This is a genomic window from Membranihabitans maritimus (genome assembly GCF_021729145.1).
GTDB classification, from domain to species: Bacteria; Bacteroidota; Bacteroidia; order Chitinophagales; family Saprospiraceae; genus Membranihabitans; species Membranihabitans maritimus.
On record NZ_JAJSLW010000013.1, the window covers coordinates 13,995 to 30,699 of the forward strand.

General features: G+C 38.0%; 13 protein-coding genes. 1 reads left to right on the forward strand and 12 read right to left on the reverse strand.

Annotated features, from left to right (window positions below):
- Positions 1 to 81 precede the first annotated feature (81 nt).
- Complete coding sequence (locus LVD47_RS15750; RefSeq protein ID WP_236978610.1) at positions 82 to 1,335, forward strand: aminotransferase class V-fold PLP-dependent enzyme; 1,254 nt, start codon at positions 82 to 84, stop codon at positions 1,333 to 1,335.
- Between the two features lie 250 nt (positions 1,336 to 1,585).
- Here LVD47_RS15750 and LVD47_RS15755 read toward each other — a convergent pair whose 3' ends face one another.
- The 12 genes from LVD47_RS15755 to aroB all read right to left on the reverse strand — a co-directional run bounded on the left by LVD47_RS15755 (position 1,586) and on the right by aroB (position 16,697).
- Positions 1,586 to 2,920, reverse strand: a complete 1,335-nt coding sequence (locus LVD47_RS15755) for a sugar porter family MFS transporter (protein WP_236978612.1) — start codon at positions 2,918 to 2,920, stop codon at positions 1,586 to 1,588.
- Between the two features lie 233 nt (positions 2,921 to 3,153).
- Positions 3,154 to 4,443 carry a hypothetical protein gene (locus LVD47_RS15760; RefSeq protein ID WP_236978615.1) on the reverse strand — a complete coding sequence of 430 codons (1,290 nt, stop codon included), beginning with the start codon at positions 4,441 to 4,443 and terminating at the stop codon, positions 3,154 to 3,156.
- A gap of 143 nt (positions 4,444 to 4,586) precedes the next feature.
- Positions 4,587 to 4,736: a hypothetical protein gene (locus LVD47_RS15765; RefSeq protein WP_236978621.1), complete on the reverse strand. Its 150-nt coding sequence runs from the start codon at positions 4,734 to 4,736 to the stop codon at positions 4,587 to 4,589.
- A gap of 71 nt (positions 4,737 to 4,807) precedes the next feature.
- Positions 4,808 to 5,938, reverse strand: coding sequence for a 6-bladed beta-propeller (locus LVD47_RS15770; protein WP_236978622.1), 1,131 nt, complete (start codon positions 5,936 to 5,938; stop codon positions 4,808 to 4,810).
- 11 nt (positions 5,939 to 5,949) lie between these two features.
- Positions 5,950 to 7,050 (reverse strand): 6-bladed beta-propeller, encoded by a 1,101-nt coding sequence (locus LVD47_RS15775; protein ID WP_236978825.1) that lies wholly within the window; start codon positions 7,048 to 7,050, stop codon positions 5,950 to 5,952.
- A gap of 145 nt (positions 7,051 to 7,195) precedes the next feature.
- A complete protein-coding gene (locus tag LVD47_RS15780) occupies positions 7,196 to 8,377 on the reverse strand; it encodes an amidohydrolase family protein (protein ID WP_236978624.1) in 1,182 nt (393 codons plus the stop codon).
- Complete coding sequence (locus LVD47_RS15785) at positions 8,374 to 9,393, reverse strand: DUF1015 family protein (RefSeq protein ID WP_236978625.1); 1,020 nt, start codon at positions 9,391 to 9,393, stop codon at positions 8,374 to 8,376. The genes LVD47_RS15780 and LVD47_RS15785 overlap by 4 nt, the downstream gene beginning before the upstream one ends.
- A gap of 63 nt (positions 9,394 to 9,456) precedes the next feature.
- Positions 9,457 to 9,966: a GbsR/MarR family transcriptional regulator gene (locus LVD47_RS15790; RefSeq protein WP_236978626.1), complete on the reverse strand. Its 510-nt coding sequence runs from the start codon at positions 9,964 to 9,966 to the stop codon at positions 9,457 to 9,459.
- Positions 9,950 to 11,062, reverse strand: a complete 1,113-nt coding sequence (gene gcvT, locus LVD47_RS15795; RefSeq protein WP_236978627.1) for a glycine cleavage system aminomethyltransferase GcvT — start codon at positions 11,060 to 11,062, stop codon at positions 9,950 to 9,952. The genes LVD47_RS15790 and gcvT overlap by 17 nt, the downstream gene beginning before the upstream one ends.
- Positions 11,063 to 11,065: 3 nt before the next feature.
- Positions 11,066 to 13,066 (reverse strand): peptidylprolyl isomerase, encoded by a 2,001-nt coding sequence (locus LVD47_RS15800; RefSeq protein WP_236978635.1) that lies wholly within the window; start codon positions 13,064 to 13,066, stop codon positions 11,066 to 11,068.
- Positions 13,067 to 13,093: 27 nt separating this feature from the next.
- Positions 13,094 to 15,631: a transglycosylase domain-containing protein gene (locus LVD47_RS15805; RefSeq protein ID WP_236978645.1), complete on the reverse strand. Its 2,538-nt coding sequence runs from the start codon at positions 15,629 to 15,631 to the stop codon at positions 13,094 to 13,096.
- Positions 15,624 to 16,697 (reverse strand): 3-dehydroquinate synthase, encoded by a 1,074-nt coding sequence (gene aroB, locus LVD47_RS15810; protein ID WP_236978646.1) that lies wholly within the window; start codon positions 16,695 to 16,697, stop codon positions 15,624 to 15,626. The genes LVD47_RS15805 and aroB overlap by 8 nt, the downstream gene beginning before the upstream one ends.
- Positions 16,698 to 16,705 lie beyond the last annotated feature (8 nt).

Sequence of the window (16,705 nt, forward strand, 5' to 3'; positions counted from 1 at the left end):
CAAACGTTTCGGGTAAAAGGAAATTTCAAATTTCTATAAAAATCCACTCTATTACTAAATGAAAGAAAATTTGAAAATAAAATGAAATCGAGAAGAAATTTTGTTAAAAAGTTTACTGCCGGACTTACAGTCCCTATCCTTCCATATAAATCCTTTAATACAATAGAGAATTATTCTCTGTCAAGATCCCCTGAACAATTCTGGAAGGCAGTCAGAGCTTCTTTTCCTCTTCAAAAGTCCAGAGTCTATTTCAACAATGGAACCTTTGGCCCTTCACCTTATCCCGTATTAGAAACCATAAACGAACAACTAAAAGATTTCAATACCCGGGGAGAATACGGTTCTACCAAAAAAACAAGAAAAAAAATAGCAGAATATGTCAAAGTTAAGCCCGAAGAAATATCTTTAACACATAATACGACAGAAGGGATTAATATTGTCACCTGGGGATTGGACCTGAAAAAAGGAGACGAAGTAATTATTTCCAAACAAGAACACGTCGGCAATGCACTTCCCTGGCTCAACCGTGCCAAATTACATGGTATAGTATTAAAGCCCTTTGAACCCGGCAAAACCGCAGAAGAGAATCTTGCAATAATTGAAAGTATGATCACTGCCAAAACCAGGGTTATAGCGATCCCCCATATCACGTGTACAACCGGCCTAGTACTTCCTATCAAACAAATATGTTCATTGGCGCGCAACAAAAATATTTTTACTGCTATTGATGGGGCCCACGGTTCAGGAACTTTTGACCTTGACCTCAAGGAACTGGGGTGTGACACCTATGCAACGAGTTGTCATAAATGGATGCTAGGGCCCAATGGTACCGGATTTCTTTATATCAAAGAAGAACATCTCGATCGGGTACAGGCATACTGGGTCGGGGGGTATACTGACACCGGCTGGGATCTTTACGCTACCCCTCCAACGATTAATGGATACGTGCCTACGGCCCACCGATATGATTATGGATCACAAAATGCAGCTGTTTATGCCGGAGTCGATTCAGCTATCGATTTTATGATGAACATAGGTCAAAAGAATATAGAAGCCAGGGTCAAAGAACTCGCCTCCTATTTGCAAAACAGCTTGTTGGAGTTGGATAGTAAAGTGGAGATGTTAACGCCAACAGAGAATGAGTCCAGAATCTCCATGACCGGTTTCCGACTAAAAAACATGGATTACCTGGAATTTAATAAATATGCTTCTCAAAATGACTTTAGAATCCGAGTAGTGCCGGAAAGTGGATTAAATTCAATCCGGATATCCACACATATCTACAACAATAAAGAAGAAATTGACCGATTCGTGGATTTGGTAAAAAATACTTAACCTGGAATTGAATAACAATATATAAAGTCCAATAGGCATCCCTTTCAAGCCCATCAAAGGCATGCCTGGGAAGGTACTCCTCTGGGAATTCTTTGGATAATCATAAGGTTCAATGATATAAAAACAGCCATCCCCTTAGAATCCGGTAGGAGAATAGGCAACCCAATATTCGTAGGGTAAATTACTCGTACGCACAAAATTCACTTTGTGGCGAATCCATGGAAATTAAAATGTTCCTTGGGCTACAACTCTATTTTCCCAAATCACTTTGTATTTCTTCCAATGAACGCCCCTTTGTTTCCGGCATTTTGAAAAGCACCCAAAGCAATTGTAGAACCATCATAAAGGCAAAGAAGGCAAATATCTTTCCCGCTCCAAAAGTATTTGCAAATAGTGGAAACACATTGGCAATGATAGCCGCCAAAATCCAATGGGTAAAGCAGCCAATCGATTGGCCAAAGGCTCGTAATTCATTAGGGAAAATCTCAGAAATAAATACCCAGATCACTGACCCCTGACCTACGGCATGAGATGCGATAAAAATAAAGACAAAATACGGTAGTAAAGAACTATCAATAGCGCCTCCAAAATAACTGTATGCCATTAGTGAAAGCGAAACAATATAACCAATAGACCCTATAAACATTAATTTCCTCCGACCAATTCGATCAATAAGATATAACCCCAGAAAAGTAGCCAGTATGTTGATAAAACCGATCCCTACAGTAGATATTAATGCTGTTTCAGTAGCAATTCCGGCCATTTCAAAAATCCGGGGAGCAAAATAAATTATGGCGTTTATACCAGACAATTGGTTAAAAAAGGCCATTAGAATAGCCAGGATTGTCGTAGCTGTATATTTACGGGTAAACAAAGCACCAAACCCTACTTTCAATTTCATCGATTTACTCTCTTTAATCGCCAATTCCATAGATGCATTTACACCCTCCGGGTCGGTTCGAGTCAATATAGTCCTTGCTTCATCAAAGGCTTTCTTTTTAGCAATTAACCATCGTGGACTTTTTGGAATTTTAAAGATCAATACGCTATAAACTATAGCCGGTATTGCCTCGACTCCCAACATCCAACGCCAATCAGAAGGAATTTCAGCTGTCCCTATTAGATAATTAGAAAAATAAGCAATTAATATTCCAAATACTATATTAAATTGATACAGCGCAACCAATTGGCCCCGCCTGCCGGCAGGTGCTATTTCACTTATGTACATCGGGGCGACTACCGAAGATGCACCCACGCCCAAACCACCAATAAATCGAAATGCCATAAAGGAATAAACTTCCGGAGACAATGCGGATCCTACTGCAGATACCAGGTACAAAATACCAATCCACAGGAGTGCATTCTTACGTCCGTATTTATCCGCAGGAATACCGCCGAACAAAGCTCCGATTACCGTTCCGTATAAAGCCATAGCTACTGCCAGACCGTGACTCAGGTCATCTAACCCCCAAACTTCTTGAATGGCCCGCTCAGCACCTGAAATTACGGCAGTGTCAAACCCAAACAAAAAACCACCCAGGGCGGCTGTTGTCGCTAAAAACAGAACGTAATTGTTCCTTTTCATATACTCATCTTAATTGTCAATTATATAATCATCGGATAATCCTACTTTACCGGAATATTCAAAGGATTACCGATTTCACATAAAATGACAAAAATAAAATAATAATCTGCACTTTGACAAAAAATAAAAATTAACAACCCATTGACTCGACACTAATCCTGACAAAAAATTTCATATTAGGAGTAAGAAGTGATAACCTTGTTAGGACGATTTACTTTCCGGATCAATAAAAATTAATTTATATCAACTTCGAAATCTTTTAATTTCCCCTCCATAGAAAAAATGGAAACTCTGTATTTTCTTCCTTCTTTCAATACCAAAGCTTTCGAAATCAGTTCTTGTTCATTTCTTACTTCCATTACATCTACAGGAATAGCCATTTTTTCTTCCCCAGCAACCTGGGCTATTACTTTAAGAGGGAATGAAGTACCACCAATTTCCAGGCCTGATAGCGGATAGATCTCGTGATTTTCCTGATAAGTTAACCAATCCGGACGGCCATTTATATACTTTGTCGAGGGATGATATACATACAAGTCTACAGAAAAATAAGAATTAGGGTTAAAGCCCTGTCCTTTTTCATTGACAAAAACTAATGGCTCACCCCTTCCTTCTCCAGGCAAATTTTCTCTCTCTTCTTCTAACAATGAATAAAAGGGATTGGGAGAAAATTTAAAACGTTCGGAAAGTAGTGCTTGATTAACCGTATACGGATTGATACCCGTCAGATCTTTCAGAAATGAAGCCATCCATTTGGATTTCCCGTAATTGTGGGACCATTGTTGCTCGGATTCGATGCAATGCCCCCAGCCGCAATACAAAATCGTTTTAGCATCCGGATCCTTATCGAAGATTTTTCGCACGATATTTCGGGCTTGTATGTCTTTCGTGAGCAACATTCTCTCAGAATAGGGATTTACTTCACCTTCAAAGTCGCCTTGTACTCTCTCATAAGAATAAACATAGTATCCTATACTCAACGCTTCACGGATGAGCTCCCCAAATTGGGGTTCTGCGGTATAACCAATAAAAGGAAGCTTGGGATTTACAATTTCATATCCCCGCGAGTTGAGATTTTCTTCATTTCCAGGAGGGAATCGGGACAAACCTTCAAGGCCCAGGGAACGATACCCCAAATCATATAATTCTTCGAGTATACTTTTTACAAATAGTCTATGCCTGGAATTACCGTGATTTTCATTGAAGATCATGATTTGTTTATTATCTGCCTTTTTCAGGATATACTTTTTGGCCAATTGGGCTTGAAATCCTTTAAGGTAACTGCTATCAATAGTATTTAATGGGTGCTCTCTTCGAACCGTTGGATCTAGTTCCAGGAGACTGAGCGCTTTTCTATACTCTCCTACATAAGAATAATAAGGTCCTTTTATGCCCGGGGACATATCCATTGTATCTATAGTGGAATTAAAGGGATAGAATGTAAGTAGCTGACTATGCAGATGATTTTCGACAGTAAAAAAAGTAACAACAACTAGAAAGAATGTTAGTTTTACTTTTCTCATAGGTATATATTTAAGGATTACATCAGATAGCATCAATTCAATTTCCCGCGAAGTGCCTTAAAAAAATCTTCTTTACTACCGGGTTCTTACAAGTCCACCTGTTCAATTAAAAATAAAAGTCCTAAGTCTTCATGTTCCTCTTCCTACACTGCATTTATGTATTTCATTTCCATATCCTCTACAAAAATGTGGATGGCCTTTTCCATAAGAGTCTTAACACTCAGATTTTCAAATGCTGAGATGGCTTTTAACTTTGTCAATGTGACTTCGTCTATATCTATATTTTTTTCCATAACATTAAATTATACAGCTTTTATACTATGTATAAAAATATTTAATTCTCTACATTTCAATCATATTGTCCTCATTCTAATTTCACTTCCAGTATTACCGGATCATCTGTATCATACAGTGTCTGCATTGGTGAAGGCGGTACAAAACCTTTATCCCAGTTCAAAAAATCGATAAACGAAGACTTTCTCTTATTGAGCGTATAAAGTAGGTTTCCGTCCGCTGTCATTCCTACAATATCCGCTGTAAAACCGCCTGAAGAAAAAGTCCTGAAAGCTTTTCCATATTCTCTTTTCAAATGATGATAATAGTAAACGGAATTTTCACTATCAGAAAATTGCCATAACCAAATTGAATCGGCAACTCTCCAAAAACCGGATAACTGAAACGTCGTTTCTGCATTACCCTCTTCAGATAAAAAATCAGTCAAATCCAGTTCAATGATTAACTCAAACTTCTCATTTTCACTATCCCATCCCCATGTTGAACATGTATAAGAAGTCGTCATCGCGGTATAAAAAACTTCTCCACCATATGAAGACAATGCATTTGAAGAAAAGCCCTCCGAATGAGGAGGAATATGCCCAGGTAAAATTATGGTTTCAAATCCATTATCAAAACTTCCTACTTTGATTTGGTTTTTACTTTCTTCCCCCCTGTTCACTTCCCGAATAAAGGCCTTTCCTCCTTTCCAATTTTCCATTTCCCGGACTTCATTACCTACTGCAATAGTTCTTTCCAATTCACCTGCCAAATTGTACTTGTTTACCTTCCGTAAATGCGGGTCAACGACAAAAATTTTCTCCTTTGCCGGAGAAAAAGACAAATCGCTTACCAATAGAATCCCCTCTGGTCCATCGCCCCTTTGTGCAATTTGTCTTCCCTTTTTCGAGAAATTATCAAAAACAAAAACCCCGCTACTGCTGTAACTGTAAATCCAATACCGCCCCTTTGCCCTGACTATCCTGTTTACACTTTTGATGGGCATATCAACGCTAACAGGTAAGGTATCTATTGAAAGGATGTTTTGGTCTTCTATTTGAAAGAATGTGTCAATCCCTGAAACTTTTGGCTTTATGCGATAGGTCATTGATTTTTTCCCTACTTGGGTGGGATCTAATTTTGTATCGTCACCTGATTCAGACGTACCACAGGAAAGGAGAAAAAGGAAGAAAATAAGAAATACGTACCGGTCCTCTTTCATACTCTGTGGGATTAATTCCAACTCACTTCCAGAATTATTGGATGATCCGTTTCGTATACTACTCCACCGCCACCTGGAGGAGGTGGTGCCTGCATATAAAACATATTTTCATCCCGTGACAAAGTGGACTTTAACTTATAACTAGTAAGAAGTAAATTATTATCTATTGTCTCCCCCACATGCTCAAGCGCATAATTTTGTATCGAAAAATACCGGAACGCTTTTCCTGTTTTACTGGGGATATGGTATAGTAATTTCACAAGAAATCTATTTATTAAGAGTTCCAGATAAACATCTTCGTCAGAGATTTTTATAAATCTTAATAATCTCATGTTAATATTTTCGTCATCCTCGTCGAGGAATTTTCGCAACATAAGTTTGTAACCAGGTGACCATAGGCTATCCCTTTGATTCCATTTATAAACAAAATTGCACTGTTTATCCATCGATTTTGTAACGAATACATTCCCATCGTACTTTGAAAATTTATTATAGCTAGAAAACTTTACTGCCTCCGTACATTCCTCCTTAAAATCAATTCCTTTCAAAGGATTTCCAGGCTTCCAACTACCAATAAACTCTTCATTTGCTTGTCTACTGTTGGTTGAGCAGAGATATATTCCATTTTCTAAACCTATAAGGTATCTCACAGGAGGATCCATGTGAAAAATATCCAGGAATTCACCATCGATACCATATCGATTGATTTTTTTAAGATATTGATCAGCAACCAATAAATGATTTCCATTTAAATCATAAACCATATCGGCAACAGACATTATCTCTTGTGGGCCTTTTCCTTTTTCAACTATTCTTTTGGCCTCCCCAGACTTTGAATTAACAGTGTATATACCATTATTGGCATAACCGTAAACAATGTATTGATCTTTTGCTTTCAATACCTGATCAACTCTCTTAATCGGGACATCTTCCCCCACCCAAACCGTATCGCTAGATAAGATCTGATCGCTTTTCAATTCGTAAAAGGTATCTATTTTAGGTATATCGACATTGATGGTTATGATCGAACTATCCCCTTCTCCGGAAATAATTTCTTCCCCTTTCTTTCCAGTATTTTCCTGGTCCTGACAGGTAATGCCTAAAAATATCACCAAAACCAACCAGACAATAAAATTATTACTTAAATAGCGAATATCGATAACACTTCAATTTATATTTTGAATTTTATACATAATACAAAATATACAATAAACTACAAATTAAAAAATTGAAACAAAAATAAATTTCACACTAATTTCATACAATTTTCACCACATCATTAGCTCGTGTATCGACATCACCACCAATACTTTTTAATAATACACATCCGGGCCGTTTCCCTATTTCAAAAGACCCCAATTCACTATCCAGGCCAAGGGCCTCCGCTCCGTTAATCGTTGCCCATTCCAATACTTCATCAAAAGAAAGAAAACTGTTATATTTTAAAATAGTCAGGATCTCGGACCAAATTGATAACCGCCAGTTGGAACTATAACTATCCGTACCAATACAAATAGGCAAACCGGACTCCTTCCAAAGCTCATAACGAGGTAGCTGGTTCTCAATAAATAAATTGGCATTGGGACAGGTTACAAGATATCCATTGATCGCTGATGCCTTTATCGCTTTGAAGTCAGATTCCCGAGACTGGGTATTATGTACAAACAACATCTTTTGTGGCAATGGGCTAAAAGATAAGTAAGAAGCCAACGAAGATGTTCCCGTGGGTTGAAAATGAGTAATTGGTGCACCCAATTCGCTAAAAAACTTCCTGTACCCGGATTCCTGTCCTAAGAACAAACGGTCTTCTTCAATATTTTCCTGCATGTGTATGCTCCAAATAGCTTCTGACGTATTACTTTCATATATTCTTCGATGTAAATGCTCACTTACAGTATACGGGGCATGAGGTACGATTGATTTTCGATGCTTTCCAAGTCCTGGAACCGATTCATAGGCCGGGTAAAAATTGTTATAGAATTGTTCTGTTTTTACAGGATCCAAAAAATCAAACATTTCAACAAATGAATAATAGGAGATATTGCTATTTGCCTTTACAGTAGCTGTATGAATAGCATTACAAATATCACCTACTGCCATTATTCCTCCTTCATGCATTTCTTCATCTGCTTTGACTATAGCATCCAAAATAACTTCCTCCGGAAACTCTCGCATAGAAATTACCGATTGTAAAAAGTGAAGTAACCCTGTTCCCGTATTGATCTTCCCTTTCATATGCGAAAGCTCCAGGTGACAATGAGCATTAACAAACCCCGGCACTAAAATACCATTATAGGCTTCCACCTTTCCGGGTTCAATCATATTTGCTTCTACTATATCTGATAGAACCTCCCCCTCAAAAACCAATACTTTCCCTTCCATGGGGTTTCCTTTGACGGGTAAGATTTTGTCCGCTGTAATATATCTTTTCTGATTCATATGGGTACATTAACAATTTTTGAAGTCATTTTGGGCTCTATCCAGGTTGTCTTGGGAGGCATGGTCACACCCCTGATTGATTCTTCCAACAATAGTTCACTGGGAACAGGAGCAAATATGAAGATAAATTCATTTAAGTTGCTATTAATACTTTTATGGTTAATTGTAGGATTCAAATGGGGTACATACTCAATTTTAATTTTCCTCCATTCTTCTTTTCTTGTATCAGGACGTACAGATAAAATGTGTTTGTGAAATAAAAACACATCAAGTGTGTCAACAGAACTTTCAAACGAAATACCTTTATCCTTCCAGGACAGTTCCCACAAAACATTACTTTCTATACATACAAATCTACCCGGTTGAATCACATCGGGAATAGTCTCGATTTGCTTTTTTTCACAATGGGTATTGAGCCGATCCCACCATTCCAATTTTATCTCATTTGGTATAATAATTCTTCGTTCGAAAGAATAGATAGCTATTTGCTGATGACTAAAAAAACCGGTATATAAACCTTTGCTTTTATTGCCTTTTTGTAAATATTCGTTATAAGCCGCTGTTCGATGATGCCCATCTCCAATAACCATGTTATCTACTGTATCAAAAAGCGATTTTAATTGATCTCCCCATTGGGGGTCATCTGTATGCTTCAATTCATACATTATGCCCCTTCGGTTATAGGTAGTAAGAGACTTCCCCATATCAAACCCCGCCCGTAAATGATCAATGATCTCATCTGTTTCTTTAAATATGGCAAAAATTGGTTTTTCAGCTATTTCCCTATTTCTCAGGTTTATCGATTTACTCTGGACTTTTTCCGGTAAAATATTTTCATGTGGATATAAAGAAGACAAACTCCCGGGTGCTATTCTACCCAAAAAACCAATTGGATTTTGGATCTCCGGATCCATGATCTTAAGTAATAAAAACTGATGAGGGTATCCGGGCACAAAAAACGGACGGTTCAAATTTTCCCAGATGCACTGGTTTAGATCGAGGGGAATTATCTTCATATTTTAAAATTAAAACATAAAGATAACTGACAATAATAGATGGAAGAACAATCCGGTAAAGTATTACTTAATCATTTTGAGAAATGATCGCACGAACACGGATTCACTTTTGTTTTCAAGGTTAGAAAGGAATCGATCTGATTTCACAGCATAATGTTTGATTTCACAAATCATATTGATTGTTTCGGCAGATATTTCCCCATTCATTTTTGTAGGGCAAAATTTTTCGAGCATTTCAAGAAAAGGGGTCAACTCTTTTTTCCTTCGATAGGCAATCGCACACTGCAACATCTCGAATGTATTCTTGTTTGCCACATAATATTCCTTTCTACGATCTTTTTGATATTCTTTTTTGACAAAGCCTGCATCTATAAGTTGGGTGAGATTGGTGGAAATACATCCTCTTGAAATAGATAAAGAATCCTGTAATTCTTCAGCGGGAACCGGCGTATCAGCCGTTAGCAAATAAGAATGGATTGTAGCCATTTTTTTACTCATTCCCCAGGCAACTGCTACATCAGCCCATTCTTCAACAAATTTTTCCCTTGTACATGATTTAGTTTCCACTTCCATAATTCTTCACATTGATAAACGGCGGTTTTACAATTCTTCCTTCGAAATATTTCTTCCCATTGGACACTAGAATTTCCTTATTATTTTTCACATAATTTACAGGAACATATCCCAAACCAATAGGTTTTTGTAAACACGGTGAGTAGGTACCAGAACTAACGACGCCGATTTCTTTTTGATCCCTATTACAGATCACAAAACCAGATCTTGCCACTCTCCTTCCACCTAATTCAAATCCGATCAATGTATTAACAACACCTTTAGACTTTTGTTTAACCAATGCTTCTTTTCCGATAAATGAATTCTTCGATTTTAATTTAGTAATCCAGCCTAATCCGGCTTCCAAAGGGGTCGTATTTTCATCAATATCATTTCCATAAAGGCAATATCCCATTTCCATTCGCAGCGTATCTCTTGCTCCCAAGCCGGCAAGAGCCAATTCATATTCTTCTGCTGCTTTGACAATTGCTTCCCATACCTCTCCAAGGTTTTCGTTTTCCACATATAATTCAAATCCACCACTTCCGGTATATCCCGTATTAGAAATTATTACATTCTCCGTATTTGCAACCTTCCCAACGCTAAAATGATAAAAGGGGATATTCCTTATATTTTCTTTTGTAATCTTATCTAGTATATTGGTTGCATCCGGTCCCTGCAAAGCTATGAGTCCTATTGATTCCGAAATATTCTCCGTATAACAATCCCTGGGTTTATTCTCAATCAACCAGTCCCAATCCTTTCGTATATTGGATGCATTAACTACCATCATATACTTATGTTCATTCATCCGGTAGATGATCAAATCGTCAATAATCCCTCCTTTTTCGTTGGTCATAGTAGTATACTGTGCCTGTCCGACCTTTGTTCTGGATAAATCATTGGTAGTAATCTTCTGTAGAACCGCCAAAGCTTCATTTCCTTCCACGATAAACTCCCCCATATGGGATACATCAAACATTCCTACGGAATTCCTTACTGCCATATGCTCTTCCTGAATACCCGTATACTGTATAGGCATTTGATATCCTGCAAAATCAGTCATTTTAGCCCCTGCCGCTACATGATAATCGTACAAAGCCGTTTTCTTACTCATCCATTAATATTTTATGTTAATTTCCTGAATTACATCCCCTCGCTCCAATTGCCTTACAACTTCCATATTATTTATCACTTTACCAAATATTGTATATTTCCCATTCAAATGCAAAGTAGGTCTGTGGGTAACAAACCATTGTTGACTTTCCGTATGTTTTCCTGCAGAGGCCATCCCCACATATCCTTCATCATCAAAATATTCCGGTCCCAGCTCCGAACGTATCGTATAATCCAGACTACCGTATCCATCCCCCCGGTTCCCTCCGCCCTGGACAACAAAGTTAGGCACCACCCTATGAAATGGTTTCTTATTAAAATACCCCGCTTCCGCTAATTCCACAAAATTAACAACTGTAGCGGGTGCATGCTCCGTATACAACTGAATTTCAAAGCTACCTTTTTCTGTATTTACCTCAGCCCTACTGCTGGTACTTAGACTTTTATACAGCGTCCAATCAATTGGATGGGTATAATTCTCTTTCACTTTATAAAAATCACTATCAAAATTTTCACCCAAAACAGCAGCTTTAGCCTTTTTCAATGAAATCATCGCTTCTACACCTCCCGGCATACTAATTTTTTGTTGGACCAAATTCCATTTTTCATCTCTCTTTTTCAATTCGGGAAAAAACTCGGCATTCTCTCCAATAAAAGCACTAATAAGTGAAACCGCAGCTGCATCTGCTTCCAACCAACGGTCTACAAGGAAATCCTTTGCAGCTGTTGTTAAATTTCCGGAGGACTCCTTTGTAATTTGAATTACGGACTCAATTATTGATGTGCGAACAGCCAGATTTTCATCTTCATCATACCACTGCAATAGTCTCGAAAGAGTAGAAGGGTTATATCCGCATGCCCGAATCAGGTCGGATTTAAGATAAGGGTCTGTTGTTCGGTTATATTGTTGATACACCAACTGTTGATTCATATTTCTAAACCTGTTATTGGTTATATACCTATTGGCAATAGCAAAGATCTTATATTTTATTTCCTTACGAAAATTAGCAAATGCCCAGTCCAAATATGTCTGTGAATAGGCAGAACTACCGTGTTCAATAATCAAATCAGCTGCTTCCCGGGCCACTTCCAGATTAGAATCCCGCACCCCTTTGGCCAACAACGCATGCGTTCTGTTTTTGGAAAAATTCAAAGCCCCTCTCAGCATTTGAATCCGGACTCTGAAATCCTCCTCCCTTGAAAAATTCCTACTCATCCATGCATATCCATCGCCTGCAGTTTTTCCCAAAGATTCCGCTAAAAACATCCTGATATTGGGGTTTCTTTCATTTTCTATAGCATCTAATAGTTCTTGTGAAAATTCACTTAAACTGACATCTTTCGCAGTGGCTAGATATTGAGCAGCAAAAAGTTTTACATTATAACTATATACTGAATCACTTACAAATTGAACCATTAAAGAAGTTGCTTTAGGATGTGAAAATCCGCGGTAAGCCATATTCAAAATCCCCAACGCCTGCCCCTGTAATAATAATGTATCCTTGTAAGTATATGTAGAAATAGTTGCTAAAGCGCTCAAATAACTACTGTCTCCACATTTACCAATACCCTCTAAGGCATATTTAAAAGCTAGAGGATCAACCCCCATGGTATCTTGCTGACTAAAAACTTCCATTAAATAAGGAACAGATTCAGGACTTCTAAGTTGCCCCAAACTATATAAGGCAGCTCTTCTGACTTCCGGAATAGTATCCGACAGCAAAGATCCTAATTGTTTGGCAATTGATCCATCACCAATATCCGAGATTATCCTCGCTGAAAAGGCTCTGAATGAAGGATCTTTATGATGGAAAAATGGCAATAGAGAATCAATTTCCCAACGGTCCCGGTGATCATATACTTTTTGAAAGGCTGCTGAGTCTAAATTGATATTGACTTCGGTAATCACTTTCTCCGAATTTGAAACAAATTCAGAATCACTACATGAAATAACAATAAAAAGCAAGAGTCCTTTGAGGACAACAAATAAAAACGATCTAGCCATTAAAAAAATAAATTTCGCACAAAGATATTATCCTTCAAAGAATTCCTCCTCTTCTGACACCTCTTCTGGATGATTTAACATTTCATCATCCTTTTTTTCGTATAAATCACAATCAATATTTATATCCAACTCCCCAGGTGGTTTGAAAAACCTGGCACCTGTGTCAAAATTTATTTCTTCATCGTTCTCGACAGATTTCATAAAATGGGCAAAAATAGGGCGCGCCATTACAGACCCCTGCCCCATACTTAGATTCCGAAAACGAATCCAACGGTCCTCACCACCGACCCATACCCCGGTAACCAGGTTCGGAGTAATTCCCATATACCATCCATCAGTCTGATTCTGGGTTGTTCCGGTTTTACCGCCGTTTTCCGTCTTTAACTCATTGATACCCGGCCTTCCCACTGCAACATTTTTCAGCATATCTACCATAACATAATTTGCATCGGGCTGAAGTGCCTGTTGACTTTCAGAAATAGACCTGTAAATAACTTTACCGTTTTCATCCGTTATTCTCCGAATAAATGAAGGCGTTACGTAGGTTCCGTTATTCGCAAAAGTAGCGTATGCACCGGTCATTTGCATCAAGGTGAGATCTGGCACACCCAGGCATATAGAGGGTTGATGAGGCAAATAATTCCGGTCTATCCCCATATTGGAAGCCAGTTTAATAACCGGCTCAACATCCCGAAGTTGCTTCATCAAATAAACACTAACTGAGTTTTTTGATTGCCGCAAACCTTCATAAAGGGTTATTGGTTCCTGTAAATATTCATCATTAGAATTTTTGGGATCCCAAATTTCCTGTAGGTGAAAATTGCCTTCCCCGGGATTAATAAAATACTTGCGATCCATAACCTTTGTGCATGGTGATATTCCCTGGATCGCAATGGAAGTCGCATAGACAAAGGGTTTGAATGTTGACCCTACCTGTCTTCGGGTAAATACATGATCTTGTTGAAAATATTTGAAATTGGCACCACCTACCCAGGCTTTTACGTATCCGGTTCCAGGTTCAATTGACAACACACCGGATTGCAGGATCATTCTGTGGTATTTAATAGAATCCATGGGAGACATCACTGTGTCTTTCTCATGATCCTCATTTTCATAGGTGAAAATTTTCATTTCTACAGGAGTAGCAAAGATTTTTTCTGCTTTCTCCTTAAAATTCAGCCATTTTTTACGCAAAACTTTAAATTCATCACTTTGAGCAACTTCCAATAAATACTTTGCCCTATCCTGAGTAATTAACTTACTCTCAATTAATGAATTAAAATATACTTGATCCGTAGCCGCACTATTAAGTACTTCCAATGTATACGGTGTAAATTCAATATTGGAAAAAGAGGATTCAATCTCTTGAAGATTTGGATCAAAATCACTTGCCTTCATAGATTTGTACCGTGGTGATTCCATCACCATATTTTCAAGATGCCTTTTCTTGAGAGCAATATAATCATCATCACTACCATATGACCAGGGTGTGGCCCCATAGCTCCAATGTGTTTCAAAGGTCTTTTGCAAACCTGATAAGTGAGCCTCTACAGCCTGTTCTGCATATTTTTGCATATTCGGGTCAAGGGTCGTATAAATTTTCAATCCATCCTTTTCAAGATTCCAATGTGTACCATCCGGTTTTTTATATTCATCCTTGGAAAGGATCATTTCATTTACATACTTTTTCAACTCCATCCTGAAATAAGGAGCAGGTCCTTTATCGTGAGAAGTTCTACTAAACCGGGACATATCTATAGGCTCCATCTTCAGGGAATCAAAATCAGTTTTCGTAAGGTGATCATGTTTATACATTTGATATAAAACAACATTCCTTCGATCTAATGCTCTTTCCGGAAAAAGCCTGGGGTTATAAAAACTGGGATTCTTTAACATCCCTACAAGCATAGCGGATTCGGTTAACGTCAATTCAGAAGGTGCAGAATTAAAATAGGTTTCAGAGGCGGCACGTATTCCATGAGAATCATATAAAAAGTCAAACTCATTAAGATACATGCTAATGATCTCTTCTTTGGTATAACTACGCTCCAGTTTTACAGCAGTAATCCACTCTTTTAATTTTTGAGGCGACCGCTGAAGTAAGTTCCCTGCAGGTTGATTTGTATACAATAACTTGGCCAGTTGCTGTGAAATTGTACTACCTCCCCCCGAACTTTCCTGGCCGAGGATCACACTCTTGACAAGAACACGTAATAGTGCCTGAAAATCTATCCCGGAATGATTGAAATATCGTTCGTCCTCTGTCGATATCAACGCCGTAAGTACATTCTTCGAAAGGTCATTATAGGTGACAGGGACTCTGTTTTCAATGAAAAACCTTCCCATTTCAGAATTATCACTAAAGTATACCTCTGTAGCAATATCATCGGTAGGATTTTCCAAATCTTCGAATGTTGGCAATTTTTGTAAACTAATAACAAAAATGATTAGAAAAGCCGACAAGACACCGCCAATGATTGCAATCCAAAGTCCTTTTACTAACGCTTTTTCCCATTTGGGACTCTCTTTAGAACTTCCAGAATTCTTATTTTCCTTCTCAGGCATTTTTTAAATTAAATTGTTTTTCCAAATAATTTAACCCTCTATTAATCTCCTCAAGTGAAATTTCCTGGTTAATTGCGTATTGGCCTATAGAATTCAAAAGAGTACACATAATTCGATCGCCTTCATTCTTTTTATCTCCTTTTATCAAATTATGAATCATATCCCTGTTCTGAATATCAAATTCAAAATCAACATATCTACTTAGACTATCCGTTATATCCTGAAGTTCTTCTTTTGACAAAATTCCTTTCTCTGAAGCTATAAAGCTTTCTGCAATCATTCCCAACAGTACGGCCTCCCCATGTAATAAAGCAGAATCCGTATCCAAGGCAATACTTTCAATGGCATGACCAATGGTATGTCCAAAATTCAACGCTTTTCTAGGGCCCTTTTCAAATGGGTCATTTTCCACAATTCTTTTCTTGATCAATAAAGATTTTTCCAGAAACTCTACCCATTCTATAGATCGAAGATCAGAAATTCCTTTGATTTCTTCCCACATATTTTTGTCCGCGATCAATGCATGTTTAAGCGCCTCCGCATACCCACTTTTCAGCTGCCTATCCGATAGGGTTTCATAAAAACCCGGGAATATAAACACCGCAGAAGGATTTTTAAAAACGCCCAATGCATTCTTTAATCCCAGAAAGTCAACGCCTACCTTTCCACCTATACTGGCATCCAACTGGCTCAGCAAAGTGGTGGGAACCTGAATAAATTTAATTCCTCTCTTGTATGTACTCGCTGCAAATCCACCAAGGTCCCCTACGACCCCTCCTCCCAGGTTAATTACGAGTGCCTGGCGGTCAGCCTGATTAAGGAATAATTCATTCCATACATGTTGACAAGTGTCAATTGTCTTAAAAGTTTCTCCTGCCGGAATTTCGATAATAGCATCCGGCTTCAACCTGCTCAGTTCCAAAAATTTTGGCAGACAAAACTCTTTCGTTGTAGAATCCACCAATACAAAACACTTACTAACAGAATTAAAATCAACTACATTTTGAAGTTCAGCCCACATATTTCCTATACAAACGCTGTAATCTTGTAATGCTATTTGTTTCATCGAATTTC